Origin of the sequence: Couchioplanes caeruleus (genome assembly GCF_023499255.1) — a bacterium.
GTDB classification, from domain to species: domain Bacteria; phylum Actinomycetota; class Actinomycetes; order Mycobacteriales; family Micromonosporaceae; genus Actinoplanes; species Actinoplanes caeruleus_A.
Map to the genome: position 1 here is coordinate 1,923,241 of NZ_CP092183.1, position 16,534 is coordinate 1,939,774.

14 protein-coding genes are annotated in these 16,534 nt (G+C 73.5%); 7 read left to right on the forward strand and 7 right to left on the reverse strand.

Going from position 1 to position 16,534, the window contains the following annotated elements:
- The first annotated feature begins 28 nt into the window (after positions 1–28).
- From COUCH_RS09070 to COUCH_RS09080, 3 genes are all read left to right on the forward strand, one after another.
- Positions 29–1,360 (forward strand): PQQ-like beta-propeller repeat protein, encoded by a 1,332-nt coding sequence (locus COUCH_RS09070; protein ID WP_249611616.1) that lies wholly within the window; start codon positions 29–31, stop codon positions 1,358–1,360.
- Between the two features lie 76 nt (positions 1,361–1,436).
- Positions 1,437–2,129: a response regulator transcription factor gene (locus tag COUCH_RS09075; RefSeq protein ID WP_249611617.1), complete on the forward strand. Its 693-nt coding sequence runs from the start codon at positions 1,437–1,439 to the stop codon at positions 2,127–2,129.
- A gap of 2 nt (positions 2,130–2,131) precedes the next feature.
- Positions 2,132–3,355, forward strand: a complete 1,224-nt coding sequence (locus COUCH_RS09080) for a sensor histidine kinase (protein ID WP_430640966.1) — start codon at positions 2,132–2,134, stop codon at positions 3,353–3,355.
- A 42-nt stretch (positions 3,356–3,397) separates the two neighbouring features.
- Here COUCH_RS09080 and COUCH_RS09085 read toward each other — a convergent pair whose 3' ends face one another.
- The 6 genes from COUCH_RS09085 to COUCH_RS09110 form a co-directional block, all read right to left on the reverse strand.
- Entirely contained in the window at positions 3,398–4,315 is a 918-nt protein-coding gene (locus COUCH_RS09085; RefSeq protein ID WP_249611619.1) for a DUF2637 domain-containing protein, read from the reverse strand.
- Positions 4,316–4,482: 167 nt separating this feature from the next.
- A complete protein-coding gene (locus tag COUCH_RS09090; RefSeq protein WP_249611620.1) occupies positions 4,483–5,520 on the reverse strand; it encodes a hypothetical protein in 1,038 nt (345 codons plus the stop codon).
- A 123-nt stretch (positions 5,521–5,643) separates the two neighbouring features.
- On the reverse strand, positions 5,644–6,531 hold the full coding sequence (locus COUCH_RS09095) for a hypothetical protein (RefSeq protein ID WP_249611621.1): 888 nt from the start codon (positions 6,529–6,531) through the stop codon (positions 5,644–5,646).
- A 153-nt stretch (positions 6,532–6,684) separates the two neighbouring features.
- Positions 6,685–8,745, reverse strand: coding sequence for a 3-hydroxyacyl-CoA dehydrogenase NAD-binding domain-containing protein (locus COUCH_RS09100; RefSeq protein ID WP_249613644.1), 2,061 nt, complete (start codon positions 8,743–8,745; stop codon positions 6,685–6,687).
- Positions 8,746–8,750: 5 nt separating this feature from the next.
- Positions 8,751–9,947, reverse strand: coding sequence for a thiolase family protein (locus COUCH_RS09105; RefSeq protein WP_249611622.1), 1,197 nt, complete (start codon positions 9,945–9,947; stop codon positions 8,751–8,753).
- Positions 9,948–10,072: 125 nt separating this feature from the next.
- The gene (locus COUCH_RS09110; RefSeq protein WP_249611623.1) at positions 10,073–11,395 is read right to left on the reverse strand and encodes an HRDC domain-containing protein; all 1,323 of its coding nucleotides are present in this window, start codon (positions 11,393–11,395) and stop codon (positions 10,073–10,075) included.
- Between the two features lie 146 nt (positions 11,396–11,541).
- Here COUCH_RS09110 and COUCH_RS09115 point away from each other — a divergent pair, with 146 nt between their 5' ends.
- Positions 11,542–12,519 carry a S1C family serine protease gene (locus COUCH_RS09115; protein WP_249611624.1) on the forward strand — a complete coding sequence of 326 codons (978 nt, stop codon included), beginning with the start codon at positions 11,542–11,544 and terminating at the stop codon, positions 12,517–12,519.
- A gap of 84 nt (positions 12,520–12,603) precedes the next feature.
- On the opposite strand, the gene COUCH_RS09120 is transcribed toward COUCH_RS09115, so the two are convergent.
- Positions 12,604–13,173 carry a DUF3000 domain-containing protein gene (locus tag COUCH_RS09120; RefSeq protein ID WP_249611625.1) on the reverse strand — a complete coding sequence of 190 codons (570 nt, stop codon included), beginning with the start codon at positions 13,171–13,173 and terminating at the stop codon, positions 12,604–12,606.
- Between the two features lie 86 nt (positions 13,174–13,259).
- Here COUCH_RS09120 and hemE point away from each other — a divergent pair, with 86 nt between their 5' ends.
- The 3 genes from hemE to hemQ all read left to right on the forward strand — a co-directional run bounded on the left by hemE (position 13,260) and on the right by hemQ (position 16,516).
- On the forward strand, positions 13,260–14,294 hold the full coding sequence (gene hemE / locus COUCH_RS09125; RefSeq protein WP_249611626.1) for a uroporphyrinogen decarboxylase: 1,035 nt from the start codon (positions 13,260–13,262) through the stop codon (positions 14,292–14,294).
- A 123-nt stretch (positions 14,295–14,417) separates the two neighbouring features.
- Complete coding sequence (gene hemG / locus COUCH_RS09130; RefSeq protein WP_430640910.1) at positions 14,418–15,815, forward strand: protoporphyrinogen oxidase; 1,398 nt, start codon at positions 14,418–14,420, stop codon at positions 15,813–15,815.
- Positions 15,812–16,516 carry a hydrogen peroxide-dependent heme synthase gene (gene hemQ / locus COUCH_RS09135; protein ID WP_249611628.1) on the forward strand — a complete coding sequence of 235 codons (705 nt, stop codon included), beginning with the start codon at positions 15,812–15,814 and terminating at the stop codon, positions 16,514–16,516. Before hemG ends, hemQ begins: the two co-directional genes overlap by 4 nt.
- The last annotated feature ends 18 nt before the right edge of the window (positions 16,517–16,534 follow it).

Below are 16,534 nucleotides of genomic sequence, written 5' to 3' on the forward strand. Positions count from 1 at the left end.
TGGACGTGACGTGGCGCACAATGACGGCGTGGGCGACGTCGTCATCGACCTCGGCGAGCTGCACGACGAGCAGCCGCTGCAGCCCGCTCCCGCGCGCCGACCGTTCCCCTTCCGCGCCGCGCTGGCCGTCGCCGCGGTCGCGCTGCTCGTGCTCGTCTCCGGCTCGGCGCCGCGGCTGCCACCGGTCACCCCGACCGTCGTACCCGCCCGCCTCGGCGACGCCATGTTCGTCGAGAACGACCGGCTCTACCTGGTCAGCGCCCCGGAGGTCGGCTGGGTCACCGCGGCGCAGGACCGGGTGGTCAGCACGTACGCGCTGCCCGGCGGCACCCTGCTGTCCCGGACGACGGCGGCGGTGACCGGCGGGGTCCTCAGCGTCACGTCGGCCGGGGACGCGATCCTGGTGTCGTACCAGGTCGACACGCTCGGCGCGGAGGCCACCGTGGCGGTCGAGGCCGGCACCGACCACGCCCGCTGGCGGGCACCGGCCCGGCTGCTCAGCGTGTCCCGCGCCGACAACGTGGCGCTGCTGCGGGAGAACAGCCCCGAGTCCGGCCACCTCGACTGGTACGGCGTCGACCTCACCACCGGCCGCAACCGCTGGGTGCTGCGCCAGCCGATCCTCGGGTACACCACGGAGGCCGGCTACGACGACGGCTTCCCGGGGCGCCTCGTCACCGCCACCGTCGCCGGCCACCTCGAGGTCCGCGACACCGTCACCGGGCGGGTCACCGCCACGCTGGACGTACCGGCCCCGCCCACCTGGTCGCGCCGCGGCATCACGGTGTGGCCCGCCGGCGACCTCGTGCTCGTCGGGGGGCTCGGCGACGTCACCGCGTACGACCTGCGGGACCTGCGGGAACGCTGGCGCAACGACCTCGACCTGTCCGGACGCTGGGTGCAGCCGGACTGCGCGGGCGCCATCTGCCTGTTCGGCTACCGCGGCGGCGTCCAGGTCGTCGACACGCTGACCGGCGCCTTCCGGTGGTCCAGCGACCGGTGGACGTGGGCCGAACCCACCGGCCGGTACCTGCTCGTCACGGGCAACGAGGGGCTGGAGGCGCGGTACCCGCTCGCAGTCGTCGACCCGGTGACCGGCGAACTGCACGGCGACTTCGGCAACTGGCGCTCCGTCGGCGAGGTACGCCCGGACGGCACGGTCATCGGGCTGCGGCAGCGGATCGGCGACGACGTCGTCTGGTACGCCCTGCTGGACCCGCGGACACTGGCCGTACGCGTGCTCGGCAAGGCCGCCGGCGTCTCCGGCGACTGCCAGGGCGCCGGTGACGTGCTCGTCTGCCGGGGCCTCGACGCCTCGGTCGCGATCTGGCCCCTGACCGATCCGGTGACCGACCGGTAGCCTGCACTTACAGCCTCTTAACGCGGCAGCGACGAAGCTGGGCGCCGGCTGACCCGATTTTCGACAGGAGCCGCGGGTGCGCGTGCTGGTGGTGGAAGACGAACGGAACCTCTGCGACGCGATCGCCCGAGGTCTGCGCCGCAAGGGGATGGCGGTCGACGTCGCGTACGACGGCCTGACCGGTCACGAGATGGCGTACGTGACCCGCTACGACGTGGTCGTGCTGGACCGGGACCTCCCGGGCATGCACGGCGACGAGATATGCGCGGCGCTGGTCGAGTCGGGCGCGCTCACCCGGGTGCTGATGCTGACCGCCAGCGGCACGGTCGCCGACCGGGTCGAGGGCCTGCAGCTGGGCGCCGACGACTACCTGCCCAAGCCGTTCGCCTTCGACGAGCTCGTCGCCCGGGTGCAGGCGCTCGGCCGGCGCGCCACCCCCGCGGCCCCGCCCGTGCTCACCGTCGGCGACCTCGTGCTCGACCAGACCCGCCGGGTGGTCACCCGCGGCGGCGCGCCGGTCGACCTCACGAACAAGGAGTTCGGCGTCCTCGAGGAGCTGCTCAAGGCCCGCGGCGGCGTGGTGTCCAGCGAGGAGCTGCTGGAACGCGTCTGGGACGCGAACACGGACCCGTTCACGACGACCGTACGGGTCACCGTCATGACGCTGCGCAAGAAGGTCGGCGACCCGCCGCTGATCGAGACCGTGGTCGGCGCCGGATACCGCGTGCCCGAGCCGGTGATCGTCACCCCCGCCGGCGGCCCCGCGTGACCGTGTACGCCGGCCGGCAGGAACGGCTCGGGCTGCGGCCGACGCTGCGGCTGCGGCTCACCCTGCTCAACGGCATCCTCCTCGTCGGCGCCGGCGCCATCCTCGTCCTGCTGGCCTGGCTGCTCGTCGGCGACGCCCTGCACCCCGCGGACGAGCTGCAGCCCGGCACACAGGTCGTGCTCTCCAACGGCGACCGCCTCGACGCGCTCACCTGGCAGACCCAGCTCGTCGAACGCGCCTCCCAGGAACTGCTGGTCAAGGGCCTGGTCGCGCTCTTCGCCATCGGCATCATCGGCATCGCGGGCGCGTACGCGGTGGCCGGCCGGGCGCTGCGGCCGCTGCACAACGTGACGGCCACGGCCCGCCGCCTCGGCGAGGAGACCCTCGACGAACGCATCCGCTACTCCGGCGCGGACGACGAGGTCGCCGAGCTGGCCCGTACCTTCGACGCGATGCTCGACCGCCTCGCCGGCGCCTTCGAATCCCAGAAACGCTTCGTCGCCAACGCGTCGCACGAGCTGCGAACGCCGCTGGCGGTGATGCGTACGGAGATCGACGTGACGCTCAGCGACGACGAGGCGGACGTGGCCGAGTATCGCCGGATGGCCAAGGTCGTCCGCAACGCCTCGGAACGCGCCAACGGCCTCGTCGACGCGCTGCTGGTGCTGGCCCGCAGCGAGGCCCAGTCCGGCCGCCGCCTGGTCCGCAAGGTCCCCGCCGACCTGGCCACCAGCGTCTACAACGCGCTGTCCGCGGTCCGCGCCGAGGCGGAGCGGCTGAAACTGGACGTGACCACCGACCTGCAGGCCGCCAACGTGGTCGGCGATCCCAGCCTGCTGGACCGGCTCGCCGGCAACCTCATCGAGAACGCGATCCGCTACAACCACCTCATGGGCAAGCTGTGGCTGCGTACCGAGAACGTGGGCGGCCAGGCCCGGCTGGTGGTGGGCAACACGGGCTACGAGGTGGACCCGGGCGACGTGCCGGGCCTGTTCGAGCCGTTCCGGCGCGGCGGCTGGGAGCGGACCGGGTCCCGTGGGTCGGGGCTGGGGCTCTCGATCGTCCGGGCGGTCTGCGACGCCCACGGCGGGACGGTCTCGGCGGTGGCGCAGCCGGGCGGCGGGCTCGAGGTCACGGTGAGCCTGCCGGCCGCCGACACGACCCCGGTGGTCGCGGCGACGGCCACCGTGCCGAAGGCCAAGGGGCTCGGGATCGCCCCGGGCTGACCGCCTGGCGGCCCGGGCCGGCCGGCTCTGGGCCGGCCGGCGTCAGGCGGCCAGCCGCAGGTTGTCGTCGGCTCCGGTCTCGCGGCGGATCGTGCGCCAGCGGGAGACGCTGATGCCCAGCTCCGCGGCCAGCTGCGCGTCGGTCAGGTCCGGGCGGGAGGCCTTGATCTTCGCGGCAGCGGCGACGGTCTCGGCGGGGGAGCGGCGGGCCTTGGGCTTGGCCGGGCTCGCCGGTCCGGTGCGGGCCGTCGTCGCCTGAGCGCGTGTCAGGACGGGCTTGAAGGAGGACGTCTCGGGCGCCCGCGTCTTGGGCAGGGTGGCGGGAAGAGTGGCCGCCACCTCCGCCAGCGCCGCTGCCGTCGTCCGCCGCAACGCCGTCGCGCCCGTCGCGGCCGTGCCCTTCGCCGTCGCGGCTTGGCTCGCCGCCGTCGTGGCTGTCGCCGCGGCCGGGGCCGTCGTGGCCGGGCTGGCTGTCGGGTTCGAGGACGTCGGTGCGGGGGCCGGGACCGGGATCAGGCCGGGGACCACCGGCTGTGCGGCCGGCGTGGCCTCCCGGGTCTCGTGTTCGACCGCCGAGATCCGGCCGCCCAGCTCGACCAGGCAGATGCTCGCCACCACGATCAGCCCGTCCACCGACAGCGGCAGCAGGTACGGCGACGCGCCGGTCTCGCCGTACCGGGCCGCGACGCCGGCCATGTGCCAGTACGACACCCAGGCCGCGATGCCCGCGATGGTGGCCGTGGCGACGAGGCGTGCGGCGGCCAGGGAGCGGCGGTGCACCGGGACGCGGGAGATCAGCTCGACGGTCAGCAGGAGCGCGAGCGGCGGCCAGGCGGCGATGGCCTGGCTGATCGGGTTGTCCAGGGCGTGCAGGATGTTGGCGACCACGGAGGCGGCGACGCCCAGCACCAGGGTCGCGCGTACGGCCCAGCGGACGCGGCGAAGTTGCGGGAGGATCACCGTGCGCTCCTCTGCCAGTCGATTCGGGTGACGACGGGCCCGGCCGGGCCCGGCGAATCATCCTGGCTGCTCGATGTTGCGGTACGGCATCGAGTGACGGATCGCACGTCGACCGCGTCGCGTTCGTGGCGAAGGTGAGACGAACGTGTGATGCAGCCTTCGGCGTGTCAGGTTGACTTCTTCTCGACCTGCGCTCGCAACGTCGGGAACTCCGCCTTGGCGCTGCTCATCGACTTGTAGTACCAGATCACCCAGCCGACGCTGCCCTCGTCCGCCCAGCCGCACATGATCAGCGGGGCGCCGCCCGCCTCGCCGCGGCCGCACTTCGCCGCGCCGCCCAGCGCGCCCGGGTAGGTCTTGGTGATGCCGGTCAGCTTGAGGCCGCCCACGCCCGCGCCGAGGAACGTGCCGTCGAGCTCGCGCGTGGGGTTGGTCACATCCGCGGCCGCGGCGGCGACGATCACGATGTTCTGCCGGCTCGGGGTGCCGTAGAGGGCACCGACCGTGGCCTTGGCGTTGGGCACCTTCTTCAGGCCCTCTTCGAGCTGCTCGGCTGCCCCGGCGAACTGGGGATCGGTGAGCTTCGGCCGGCCGCCCAGCTTCCTGGGCTCCACCACGGTGATCGTGGCGGTGGGCGCCAGGGTGGGTTCCTCGGTCGGAAACGTCGGCAGCGTCGGGTCCGGCGTCGCGGCGTCCCACGGCGTCGGGGCGGTCGTGGCGACCGCGTCCGCGATGTCGTCGGCGGTGTTGCGGCCGACCAGGTAGACGGCGGTGCCGCCGCCCACGCAGAGCACCAGGAACACGGCGATGGACACCAGCGTGATCGGCAGCGCCCGGGACTTCGCCGGCGGCTGGGCCGGCGGGTAGCCCATGGCCATGGGCGGCCCGGACTGGGGATAGCCGGCCATGGGCGGCCCGGACTGCGGGTAGCCGGCCATGGGCGGCCCGGACTGCGGGTAGCCGGCCATCGGCGGGCCGGACTGCGGGTAGCCGGGCTGGGCGTCGACCCGGGTGGGGTCGGGCTGCGGGTACGGCGGCTGCTGACCGTACGAGGGCTGCGGCGGGTAGCCCGGCGGGACCGACGCGGGCACGTCCGGGTTCGGCGGCGGCGGGTAGCCGGGATGGCCACCGTACGGCTGCTGCGGCGGCTGCCCACTTCCGGGCTGCTCGGGGTACGGCGGGCCCGGATAGGGCGGCTGCGACATCAACGCTCCAACGATCGGCCGACTGCTCGCAGGAGCTTAGCCGCCGCCGTACAGGTGAATCTTCCCCTGTTCCGCGGGCCCCGACGCACCGAAAGGATCAATCGTCGGGGCCCGCGGAGGACGTCAGGACTTCTGCTCGATCTCGCCGCGCATCGCGACGAACTCCTTCTCGAGGTCCGCCTTGCCCTTGAACATCATCGCGATCATGCCGACGCTGCCGTTGTCGGACCAGACGCAGACGGCCATCGGCACGCCCGAGGTGTTGCTGTCGCCGCACTTGGCGATGCCGCCCAGCGGGCCCGGGTCGGTGTCGGTGACGTCCTCGAGCTTGATGCCGCCCTGGCCGAGGCCCTCGGTGAACTCGTCGTAGCGGCTCTGCGGGGAGCCGTTGATCGACGAGGCCGCGGCCACCATGACGATGTCCTGCTTCTGGATGTCGCCGTAGATCGCGCCGACCGAGCCGGTCGAGCCGGGGATCTTGGCCATCTCGCTGTCGAGGCCCTCGACGCTGCTCTGCAGGGTCGGGTCGCTGGCCTTCTCCCGGCCGCCGAGGGTCTGCGGCTCGACCACGGTGATCTTCGTGGCGTCGACGACCTGCTCGACCTTGTCCTTGGCCGCGAACACGGCGATGCCGATGCCGGCGACGCAGAGCACCGCGACCACGGCGACCACGATCAGCACGATCTTCAGCGCCGAGTTCTTCTTCTTCGGCGCGGGCGCCGAGCCGTACGGCGGCACCGCGCCGCCGGGCTGCGGCGGGTAGGAGCCGTCACCGGGCGGCGGGTAGGAACCCTGACCGGACGGCGGCGGGTAGGAACCCTGACCGGACGGCGGCGGGTACGAGCCCTGGCCCGGCGGCGGGTACGAGCCGGCACCGGAGGAGGGCGGCGGGTAGCCACCGGCCCCGGAGGACGGCGGCGGGTACGAACCGGGTGCCGCCGGCGGCTGGTAGCCGCCTCCTGATTCGGGGCCGGGCTGGCCGGGATAGGGCTGGTACGGCGGCTGAGACATGAGAACTCCAGAGCTAAGAACGTCAGCCGCAGGAGCGTACCCACCTGCGACGACGGCGTGGGTCCCCTATCCGTCAGTTGAACGACACAGTGCTGTCACGAAGACGCCCCCGCGCCAGGGACAGGCGCGGGGGCATCGGTTCGGACGGCCGGATCAGGCGGGCAGACTCGCCAGGCCCCGCGGCAGGAAGCGCTTGCCGGTGACCCGCTCGGAGGTGCCGCTGCGATCCAGGTACGGCGTCACGCCGCCCAGGTGGAACGGCCAGCCGGCGCCCAGGATCATGCACAGGTCGATGTCCTGCGCCTCGGCGACGACGCCCTCGTCCAGCATCAGCCGGATCTCCTCGGCGAGCGCGTCCAGCGCCTTCTGGCGTACCTCGTCGGCGGTGAGCGGGGCGGAACCGCCCCCGATCAGCGCTTCCACCTCGGGGTTGATCTCGTCGTCGACCATCAGCGGCAGGCCGGCGTCGACGATCTTCTTGAGGTTGGGGCTGTCGCCGAAGCGGTCCGGGAAGGCCTCGTGCAGCGTCTCGCCCACGTGGTACGCGACCGCCGGGCCGACCAGCTGCAGCAGCGCGATCGGGCGCATCGGCAGACCCAGCGGGTCGAGCGCGGTGTCGACCGTGGCCAGCGGCGTGCCGGCGTCGATCGCGGCGAACACCTCGCTCGTGAAGCGGGTGAGCAGGCGGTTCACCACGAACGCCGGGGCGTCCTTGACGAGCACGGAGGACTTCTTGAGCTCCTTGCCGACCGCGAAGGCGGTGGCCAGCGTCGCGTCGTCCGTACGGCCGCCCTTGATGATCTCCAGCAGCGGCAGCACGGCGACCGGGTTGAAGAAGTGGAAGCCGACGACCCGCTCGGGGTGCTCGAGGTCGGCGGCCATCTCGGTCACCGACAGCGACGAGGTGTTGGTGGCGAGCACGGTCTCCGGCCCGACGATCTTCTCGAGCTCGGCCCAGATCTGCTTCTTGAGGTCGAGGTTCTCGAACACCGCCTCGATCACGAAGTCGGCGTCGGCGAACACGGACTTGTCGACCGAGCCGCTGACCAGGCCGCGCAGCTTGGCCGCCGTACCCTCGTCCATCCGGCCCCTGCCGACCATCTTGTCGATCTGCCCGCGGACGTAGTCGACGCCCTTGTCCACCCGGGCCTGGTCGATGTCGGTGAGCACGACCGGCACCTGCAGGCGCCGCGCGAAGAGCAGCGCCAGCTGGGAGGCCATGAGACCGGCGCCGACGATGCCGACCTTGGTGACCTTGCGGGCCAGGGACTTGTCGGGTACGCCCACCGGGCGCTTCGCGCGACGCTGGACCAGGTCGAACGCGTACAGGCTGGCCCGCGACTCGTCGCCCATGATGAGGTCGGCGAGGGCCTGCGTCTCGGCCGCCGTACCGTCCTCGAACGAGGCGTCCTTGGCGAGCGCGAGCAGCTCGAGGGCCTTGTTGGCCGAGGGAACCGCGCCGTGCAGCTTCTCGTCGAGCTGCTGCTTGGCGAAGAAGAGCACGCCCTCCCACATGTCCTTGTCGACCTCGGGGCGCTGCACCTCGATCTCGCCCTTGACCACGCCGGCCGCCCACTCCAGCGAGCGCTCCAGGAAGTCGGCCGGCTCGAACAGCACGTCGGCGACCCCGAGCTCGGCGGCCTGCTTCGGCCGGAGCACCTTCTGGGTGAGCGGGTTCTGCAGGATGACCTGCGCCGCCCCCGGCACGCCGATGAGGTTGGGCAGGAGCTGGCTGCCGCCCCAGCCGGGCACCAGGCCGATCGCGACCTCGGGCAGACCGAGCGCCGCGGCGCCGCCGGACACCGTGCGGTAGTGGCAGTGCAGCGAGACCTCGAGGCCGCCGCCGAGCGCCGCACCGTTGATGAAGGCGAAGGTCGGGATGCTCGAGCTCTTCAGGCGGGCGAAGACCCGGTGGCCGAGCTCGCCGAGGGCCACCGCCTGGTCCCGCTCGGTGATGAACGGCATGCCGGTGATGTCGGCGCCGACGCAGAAGATGTACGGCTTGCCGGTCAGCGCGATGAATGCCGGCTCTGCCTCGGTGGCCTTGGTGATCGCCTCGTCCAGCGACCGCAGCCCGGCGGGGCCGAAGCTGTTCGGCTTCTTGTAGTCCAGGCCGTTGTCGAGGGTGATCAGCGCGGCAGGCTTCTCCAGCCCGGGCACCTTGACCAGGCGTACGAGCGCCTTCGTCACGACCTCGTTGGGGTACTCGGGCAGAGCCGTCACTTGTCGTTCCCTTCCCAGTTCGGGTTCTCCCAGATCACGGTGCCGCCCATGCCGATGCCGATGCACATCGCGGTGAGGCCGTAGCGGACCTCGGGGTGCTCGGCGAAGTGGCGGGCCAGCTGCGTCATCAGCCGTACGCCGGAGGAGGCCAGCGGGTGGCCGATGGCGATCGCGCCGCCCCACGGGTTCACCCGCGGGTCGTCGTCGGCGATGCCGAAGTGGTCGAGGAACGCGAGCACCTGCACCGCGAACGCCTCGTTCAGCTCGAACAGGCCGATGTCGTCGATGGTGAGGCCGGCCAGCCGCAGCGCCCTCTCGGTCGACGGGATCGGGCCATAGCCCATGACCTCCGGCTCGACGCCGACGAAGCCGTACGACACGAGCCGCATCGCGACCGGCAGGCCCAGCTCACGGGCGGTGTCCTCGCTGGCCAGCAGCGCCGCGGTGGCGCCGTCGTTGAGGCCGGCTGCGTTGCCGGCGGTGACCCGGCCGTGCGGGCGGAACGGGGTCTTCAGCGTGGCGAGCTTCTCCATCGAGGTCTCGCGGGGCGCCTCGTCGGCCGTGGCCAGGCCCCAGCCCTCCTCGGCGCTGCGGATCGCCACCGGCACCATGTCGGGCTGCAGCTTGCCGTTCGCGTACGCCTTCGCGGTCTTCTCCTGCGAGGCCAGGCCGAACGCGTCCGCCCGCTCCTTGGAGATCTGCGGGAGGCGGTCGTGCAGGTTCTCCGCCGTCGCGCCCATGACCAGCGCGGACGGGTCGACCAGCTTCTCCGCGAGGATGCGCGGGTTGGGGTCCACGCCCTCGCCCATGGGGTGCCGGCCCATGTGCTCGACACCGCCGGCGATGGCCACGTCGTACGCACCCATGGCGATGCCGCCGGCGACGTTGGTCACCGCGGTCATGGCGCCGGCGCACATCCGGTCGATCGCGTACCCGGGAACGGTCTTCGGCAGCCCGGCCAGCAGCGCGGCCACCCGCCCGATCGTCAGGCCCTGGTCGCCGATCTGGGTGGTGGCCGCGATCGCGACCTCGTCCACCCGCTCGGGCGGAAGCTGCGGGTTGCGGCGCATCAACTCACGGATGCACCGGATCACCAGGTCGTCGGCGCGGGTCTCGGCGTACATGCCGCCGGCCTTGCCGAACGGGGTGCGGACGCCGTCGACGAAGACGACCTCGCGACTTACTCGGGGCACAACAAGCCTCCTTGCAGGCGTGAACCCAGGGCTGTGACACGGCAGATGTTACTCGCCGGTAGGTAACCGGACCAGTCGATGTGACAAGTCCCTGGGAACACGGTGCCGCAGGAGGAACGGCGGTGTCAGCCCGTCGCGGCGGCCGGATCGGGCAGCACCTTGGCCAGCTCGTCCGCGAGCAGGCCGACCTGCCAGTTCCGGGCGCCGAACCCGCGGAGGACGTCGCCGACCGTCTGCGGCGCGACCTCCTCCGGCGGGGACCAGGCCAGCCGCCGGATGAAGTCCGGGCTGATCAGGTTCTCCGGCGGGAGGGTGTGCGCCTCCGCCGTCGCGATGACCACCTGACGGCAGCGCTGCAGGCGGGCCGCCGCGACCGGGTCGCGTTCCGCCCAGCGGTGCGGCGGGGGCGGCCCCTCGACCGGCTGGTTGACCGGCAGCTCGTCGTCGGGCAGGGCGCGGGCGGCGTCCAGCGCGTCCAGCCAGACCCGGGCCAGCCGGCGCACCGAGCGGCCGCCGAAGCCGGGCAGGCCCAGCAGGGCCCGCTCGTCCTTGGGGTCCAGCTCCGCCGCCGCGATGATCGCCGAGTCCGGCAGCACCCGGCCCGGTGCCGAGTCCCGGCGGGCCGCCACGCCGTCGCGGGCGTACCAGAGGGCGCGGACACGGGACTGGGCGCGGGCGCCGCGGACCCGGTGGATGCCCGAGGTGCGGCGCCAGGGGTCGGGGCGTACCCGCGGCGGCCGGTCGGCGCTGGCCACGAGGGCGGCGAACTCCTCCGCCGCCCACTCGGCCTTGCCCTGGCTCTCCAGCTCGGCGGCGAGCAGGTCGCGCAGGTCGGTGAGCAGTTCCACGTCCAGGGCCGCGTACGTCAGCCACGACTCCGGCAGCGGGCGGGTCGACCAGTCCGCGGCCGAGTGGTGCTTCTCCAGCGAGTACCCGAGCAGCTGCTCGGTCAGCGCGGCGAGGCCCACCCGCTCGAACCCGGCCAGCCGGGCGGCCAGCTCCGTGTCGAACAGCTTGCGCGGCTTCATGCCGATCTCGGCCAGGCACGCCAGGTCCTGGCTGGCGGCGTGCAGCACCCACTCGGTGTCGGCAAGCGCGGCGTCGAGCGTGCTCAGGTCGTCCAGCGGCATCGGGTCTATGAGCACCGTGCCGGCGCCCTCCCGGCGCAGCTGCACCAGGTACGCGCGCTGCGTGTAGCGGTAGCCGGAGGCCCGTTCGGCGTCCACCGCCACCGGACCCGAGCCGGCGGCGAGCCGCTCGACGACCTCGGCGAGCTCCTCGGCGGTCTCGAGGGGGCGTGGCGTGCCGTCGCGGGGCGCGGTCAGCGGTACGGCGGCGCGGGCAGGCTCGTCGGGACCGCCAGACGTCGGGTCGGGCGGCACGTCGTGCGGTCCGTCGGTTGCGTGGTCCGGCGCGTCCCGACGGCGCGGAAATGCTTCGTCGGTCACACCGTAACCGTACGGGGGGACCTCCCCGGGCGTGTGCAGCCGGGTACCGGCGCGTCGAATGCGATGCAGTCCGCATCCTCGCCGAACCGTCGGAAAAGGCGCCACGGGACCCGTCCGCGGAGGCGGTTCCGTCCGTACTACCGGCCGTGACCACCGCGTTCGACCCCTTCGGGGCGCCCGGCCCGCGCCGGCTGCCGCAGGATCCGCTGCTCAGCCTGCCCGACCATCCGTCCGGCGAATGGGCCACCGCCCGGACCGCCACGCCGCCGCCGCGGATAGGGCATCCCCGCCCGGCGCGCCGCGACGCAGGTCCCTATCTGGCCTCGCCGGCCGGGGGAGCGCCGTACCCGGTGGTCGCCGGGCCGGACGAGGTGCGGCAGCCCCGCAGCCGGCTGGTCCCCGCGTTGCTGGCGGTGGTCCTGCTCGTGGGCGGCGGGTTCATGGCGTGGCGGCTGGACCGCGCCGACAGCCGCCTGACCGCGCAGCTCGCCGCGTCGCAGCAGCGGCAGGGCGAGCTGGCCGACCGGGCCGCGCGCCTGGAGAAGCGGCTGGCCGGGGTCTTCGACCCCGAAGCCATCTCGTCGTCGGTGCTGCCGAGCGTCTTCCGGGTCCGGGCCGGCAACTTCACGGGTACGGCGTTCGCGGTCGGCGAGGGCGGCGACAAGCAGGCCAGCCTGCTCACGAACTACCACGTGGTCGAGTCCGTGTGGGAGAACGGCGGCCGCAAGGTGTTCCTGGAGCGCGGCGGGGACGAGGTCTCCGCGACGATCGTCAAGGTCAGCAAGGGCAAGGACCTGGCGCTGCTGCGGGCGTCCCGGAAGATCGCCGGGCTGGAGACGGCTCCGGGCACGGTCAAGCCGGGTCAGCAGGTCGTCGTGGTGGGCGCGCCGCTCGGGCTCGAGGACACCGTCACGACCGGCGTGGTGAGCGCGTACCGGCCCGGCGACGCCGACGGCCCCTCGATCCAGTTCGACGCGCCGATCAACCCGGGAAACTCGGGCGGTCCCGTGGTGAACGGCGACGACCAGGTCATCGGGCTCGCCACGGCCAAGGCCCGGGACGCCGAGGGCATCGGTCTCGCCGTACCGATCAAGACCGCCTGTGATGCCTTCGACATTTGCTGATGGCCTCCGCTCCGCTCCGGCGGGCACTTCGCCCCGGGAAGGTCGGTGTCGAGGTGCGACTCGCGTTGCGCTCAGCGACTCGCCTCAGGTGGCTGACGCGCGCTGGTGGTTGAGGGCGGTGACGCCCGGCGGGGGCAGGCCCGCGGTGGAGGCGAGCATCGTGCACCAGCCCTGCAGGTGATCGCCGAGGTCGCCGGAGGTCGGCGTCCAGGAGGCGCGGATCTCCAGGTCGGCCGTCGGGGCCGGGCCGGCCAGCTCGCCGAAGCGGGTCGACGTGGTCTGGGTGATCGTGCCGCCGATCGCGGTGTACGCGGCCCCGTGCTGCTCCAGCCCGTCGGTCAGCCAGGTCCAGGCCACCGCCGGCAGCAGCGGGTCGCCGGCCAGGTCGGACTCCAGCTCGGCGGTGATCAGCGTGACCAGGCGCAGGTTGCCGCGCCACGCCTCGTGCCCGTCCGGGTCGTGCAGCAGGATCAACCGGCCGCTGGCCACCTCTTCGCCGTCGCGCAGCACCGTGGCGCTCAGCGCGAAGCCGTACGGGGCGAGCCGCTGCGGCGCGGCGATCTCCTCCAGCAGGATCTCCTCGCGCGGCGCGGAGGCGCGCAGCCCGGCCACGGCGCGCGTGAACGCCTCGGGTGCAGCGGACGTGGGCGCCATGGGAGGCAGCCTATGCCGATCACTGCCTTCCGTCCGTGCGCGGCGCGCCGCAGGCGCCGGTTCACTCACGTGGCACGATGTCGCGGGTGACCAACTCTCTCGCGGATTCCGCCCTCGTGCGTGCCTGCCGCGGCCTGGACGTGCCGCACACCCCCGTCTGGTTCATGCGCCAGGCCGGCCGGTCCCTGCCGGAGTACCGCAAGATCCGCGAGGGCGTCGGCATGCTCGAGTCGTGCCGCCGCCCGGACCTGGTCACCGAGATCACCCTGCAGCCGGTGCGCCGCCACGGCGTCGACGCGGCGATCCTGTTCAGCGACATCGTGGTGCCGCTCGCGGCCGCCGGGATCGACCTGGACATCGTGGCCGGCACCGGCCCGGTGGTGGCCGAGCCGATCCGGACGGCCGCCGCCGTCGAGGGCCTGCGCCCGCTGGAGCCCGGCGCGGTGGACTACGTCGCCGAGGCGGTACGCCTGCTCGTGCCCGAGCTCGGCAGCACCCCGCTGATCGGCTTCGCCGGTGCCCCGTTCACGCTGGCCAGCTACCTGATCGAGGGCGGCCCGTCGCGCACGTACGTGAAGACCAAGGCCATGATGTACGGCGACCCCGGCCTGTGGCACTCGCTCTGCTCCCGGCTCGCCGACATCACGTTCACCTTCCTGCGCGTCCAGGTGGACGCCGGGGTCAGCGCGGTCCAGCTCTTCGACTCGTGGGCGGGCGCGCTGTCCGAGGCGGACTACCGTGAGTACGTTCTGCCGCACTCGGCGAAGGTGCTCACCGGCCTGGCCGGCGCGGGCGTCCCGCGGATCCACTTCGGCGTCGGCACGTCCGTGCTGCTCCCGGCGATGGGGGAGGCGGGCGCGGACGTCGTGGGGGTGGACTGGCGTACGCCGCTCGACCGGGCGGCCGCGCTGGTCGGCCCGGACCGGTCCGTGCAGGGCAACCTCGACCCGGCGGTGCTGTTCGCGCCGTGGCCGGTCGTGGAGCGCGAGGCGCGCCGCGTGCTGCGCGAGGGCCGGGCCGCCCGCGGTCACGTCTTCAACCTCGGCCACGGGGTCATGCCGGAGACCGACCCGGACGTGCTGACCCGGCTCGTCGAGCTGATCCACACCGTCGGCGCCTGAGTCCCGCTCGGGACCTTCGGCCCTGGGCGATGATCCACGCCGCCGGGCAGGGTGGGTGCCGTGCCGCTCACATCGGATGACCCCGCTGGCCGGGGAGCGACGGGACCTGACAGTGTGGAAGGCGTGCGGAAGCGGGTGGCGATCGTCGGCGGCGGCATAGCCGGGCTGGCCGCCGCTGTGCGGATCCGGGACCGGGCCCCGGCCGACACCGAGATCATCGTGTACGAGCAGGCCGGCCGGCTCGGCGGCAAGCTGCGCACCGGCGAGCTCGCGGGCGCCACGGTCGAGCGCGGCGCCGAGTCGTTCCTCATGAGCGCCCCCGACGGCGACGAGTCCGCGGCGGTGCGTTTCGCGCGGCGGGTGGGGCTGGGCGGATCGCTCGTGCATCCCGCGCCGATCCCGGCCGCCCTGGCCATCGGCGGCCGGCTGGAGAAGGTGCCCGGCGGCACGCTGCTGGGCGTACCCGGGGATCTGAGCCTGCTCGGCACGGTCGCGACGCCGGCCGCGGACGCCGACCGCGACGAGGGCCGGCCGCTGCTCGAGCCCGGCGCCGACGTCGCCGTGGGCGCGCTGGTGCGGTCCCGCTACGGCGACGAGGTCGCCGACCGCCTGGTCGACCCCATGCTGGGCGGGGTGTACGCCGCCCGCGCCGACGAGCTGTCCCTGGCCACGACGATGCCCGCGCTCGCCCGCACCGCCCGTTCCGAGCACACCCTCGCCGGTGCCGTCCGGGCCGCCCAGGCCGCGTCCGTACGGGTGCCCGGACGTCCGATCTTCGCCGCCGTGGCCGGGGGCATGAACAGCCTCGTCTCGGCCGCCGCCACTGCGAGCGGCGCCCGGATCAGCCTCGGCCTGCCGGTGCGCGAGCTGACCCGCACCGCGCACGGGTGGCGGTTGCTGCTCGGCCCGGTGCCCGCCCCGCAGACCGACGACGTCGACGCGGTGGTGCTCGCGGTGCCGGCCCGTGCGGCCGCGCGCATGCTGGCCGGGGTGGACCTCTCCGCCGCCGCCGCGGTCGAGGTGCTCGACTACGCGAGCGTCGCGCTCGCCGCGTTCGCGCTGCCGGCCGGCACGCCGCTGCCCGAGCTGTCCGGGTTCCTCGTGCCGCCCACGGAGGGCACGCTGGTGAAGGCGGCGACGTTCTTCACCAGCAAGTGGCCGCACCTCAGCACACCCGACGGGCCCGTGATCGTGCGTGCCTCGCTGGGCCGGGCCGGTGAGGAGGAACGGCTGCAGCACGACGACGCCGTCCTGCTCGAGACCGCGCACGCCGAGCTCGGGCGGCTGCTGGGCACGTCGCTGCCGGCCCCGGTCGCCTCGTGGGTCCAGCGCTGGGGCGGCGGCCTGCCCCAGTACACCCCCGGCCACCTCGACCGGGTGGCCCTCGCCCGGGCGGCGCTGAGCGACCGGCCCGGGCTCGCGCTGGCCGGCGCCGCGTACGACGGCGTCGGCATCCCGGCCTGCGTGGCCAGCGGCGAGAAGGCCGCCGATGACGTCCTGAAATACCTGGAGGAGCGATGAGCGAGCCGCAGACCAATGCCGCGCGGATCAACGAGCTGAACGCGACGATCCGGTACACGATGTGGTCGGTCTTCCGGGCCGCCACGCCGCTGCCGGCGCTGCGCGACGAGCTGTCCGGCGAGGTGGACGCCCTGTTCGAGCAGCTCGGCGGCAAGGACGTCACGATCCGCGGCACGTACGACGTCTCCGGCCTGCGCGCCGACGCCGACGTGATGATCTGGTGGCACTCCTCGTCGCCCGACGCGCTGCAGGAGGCGTACGGGCTGTTCCGGCGTACGGCGCTGGGCCGGCACCTCGAGCCCGTGTGGTCGCAGATGGCGCTGCACCGCCCCGCCGAGTTCAACAAGAGCCACCTGCCCGCGTTCCTGGCCGGTGAGGAGGCGCGGGCGTACATCTGCGTGTACCCGTTCGTGCGCTCGTACGAGTGGTACCTGCTGCCCGACGAGGAGCGGCGCGCGATGCTCGCCGAGCACGGCCGGCTGGCGCGTGGCTACCCGGACGTGCGGGCCAACACGGTGGCGTCGTTCGCGCTGGGCGACTACGAGTGGATGCTCGCCTTCGAGGCCGACGAGCTGCACCGCATCGTCGACCTGATGCGGGACCTGCGGGCTTCCGGCGCTCGCCGGCACGTCCGCGAAGAGGTGCCGTTCTACACCGGCCGCCGCCGTTCGGTCGCGGAGTTCGTGGCCGCGCTGCCCTGACCGCCGCTGTCGGCGGAG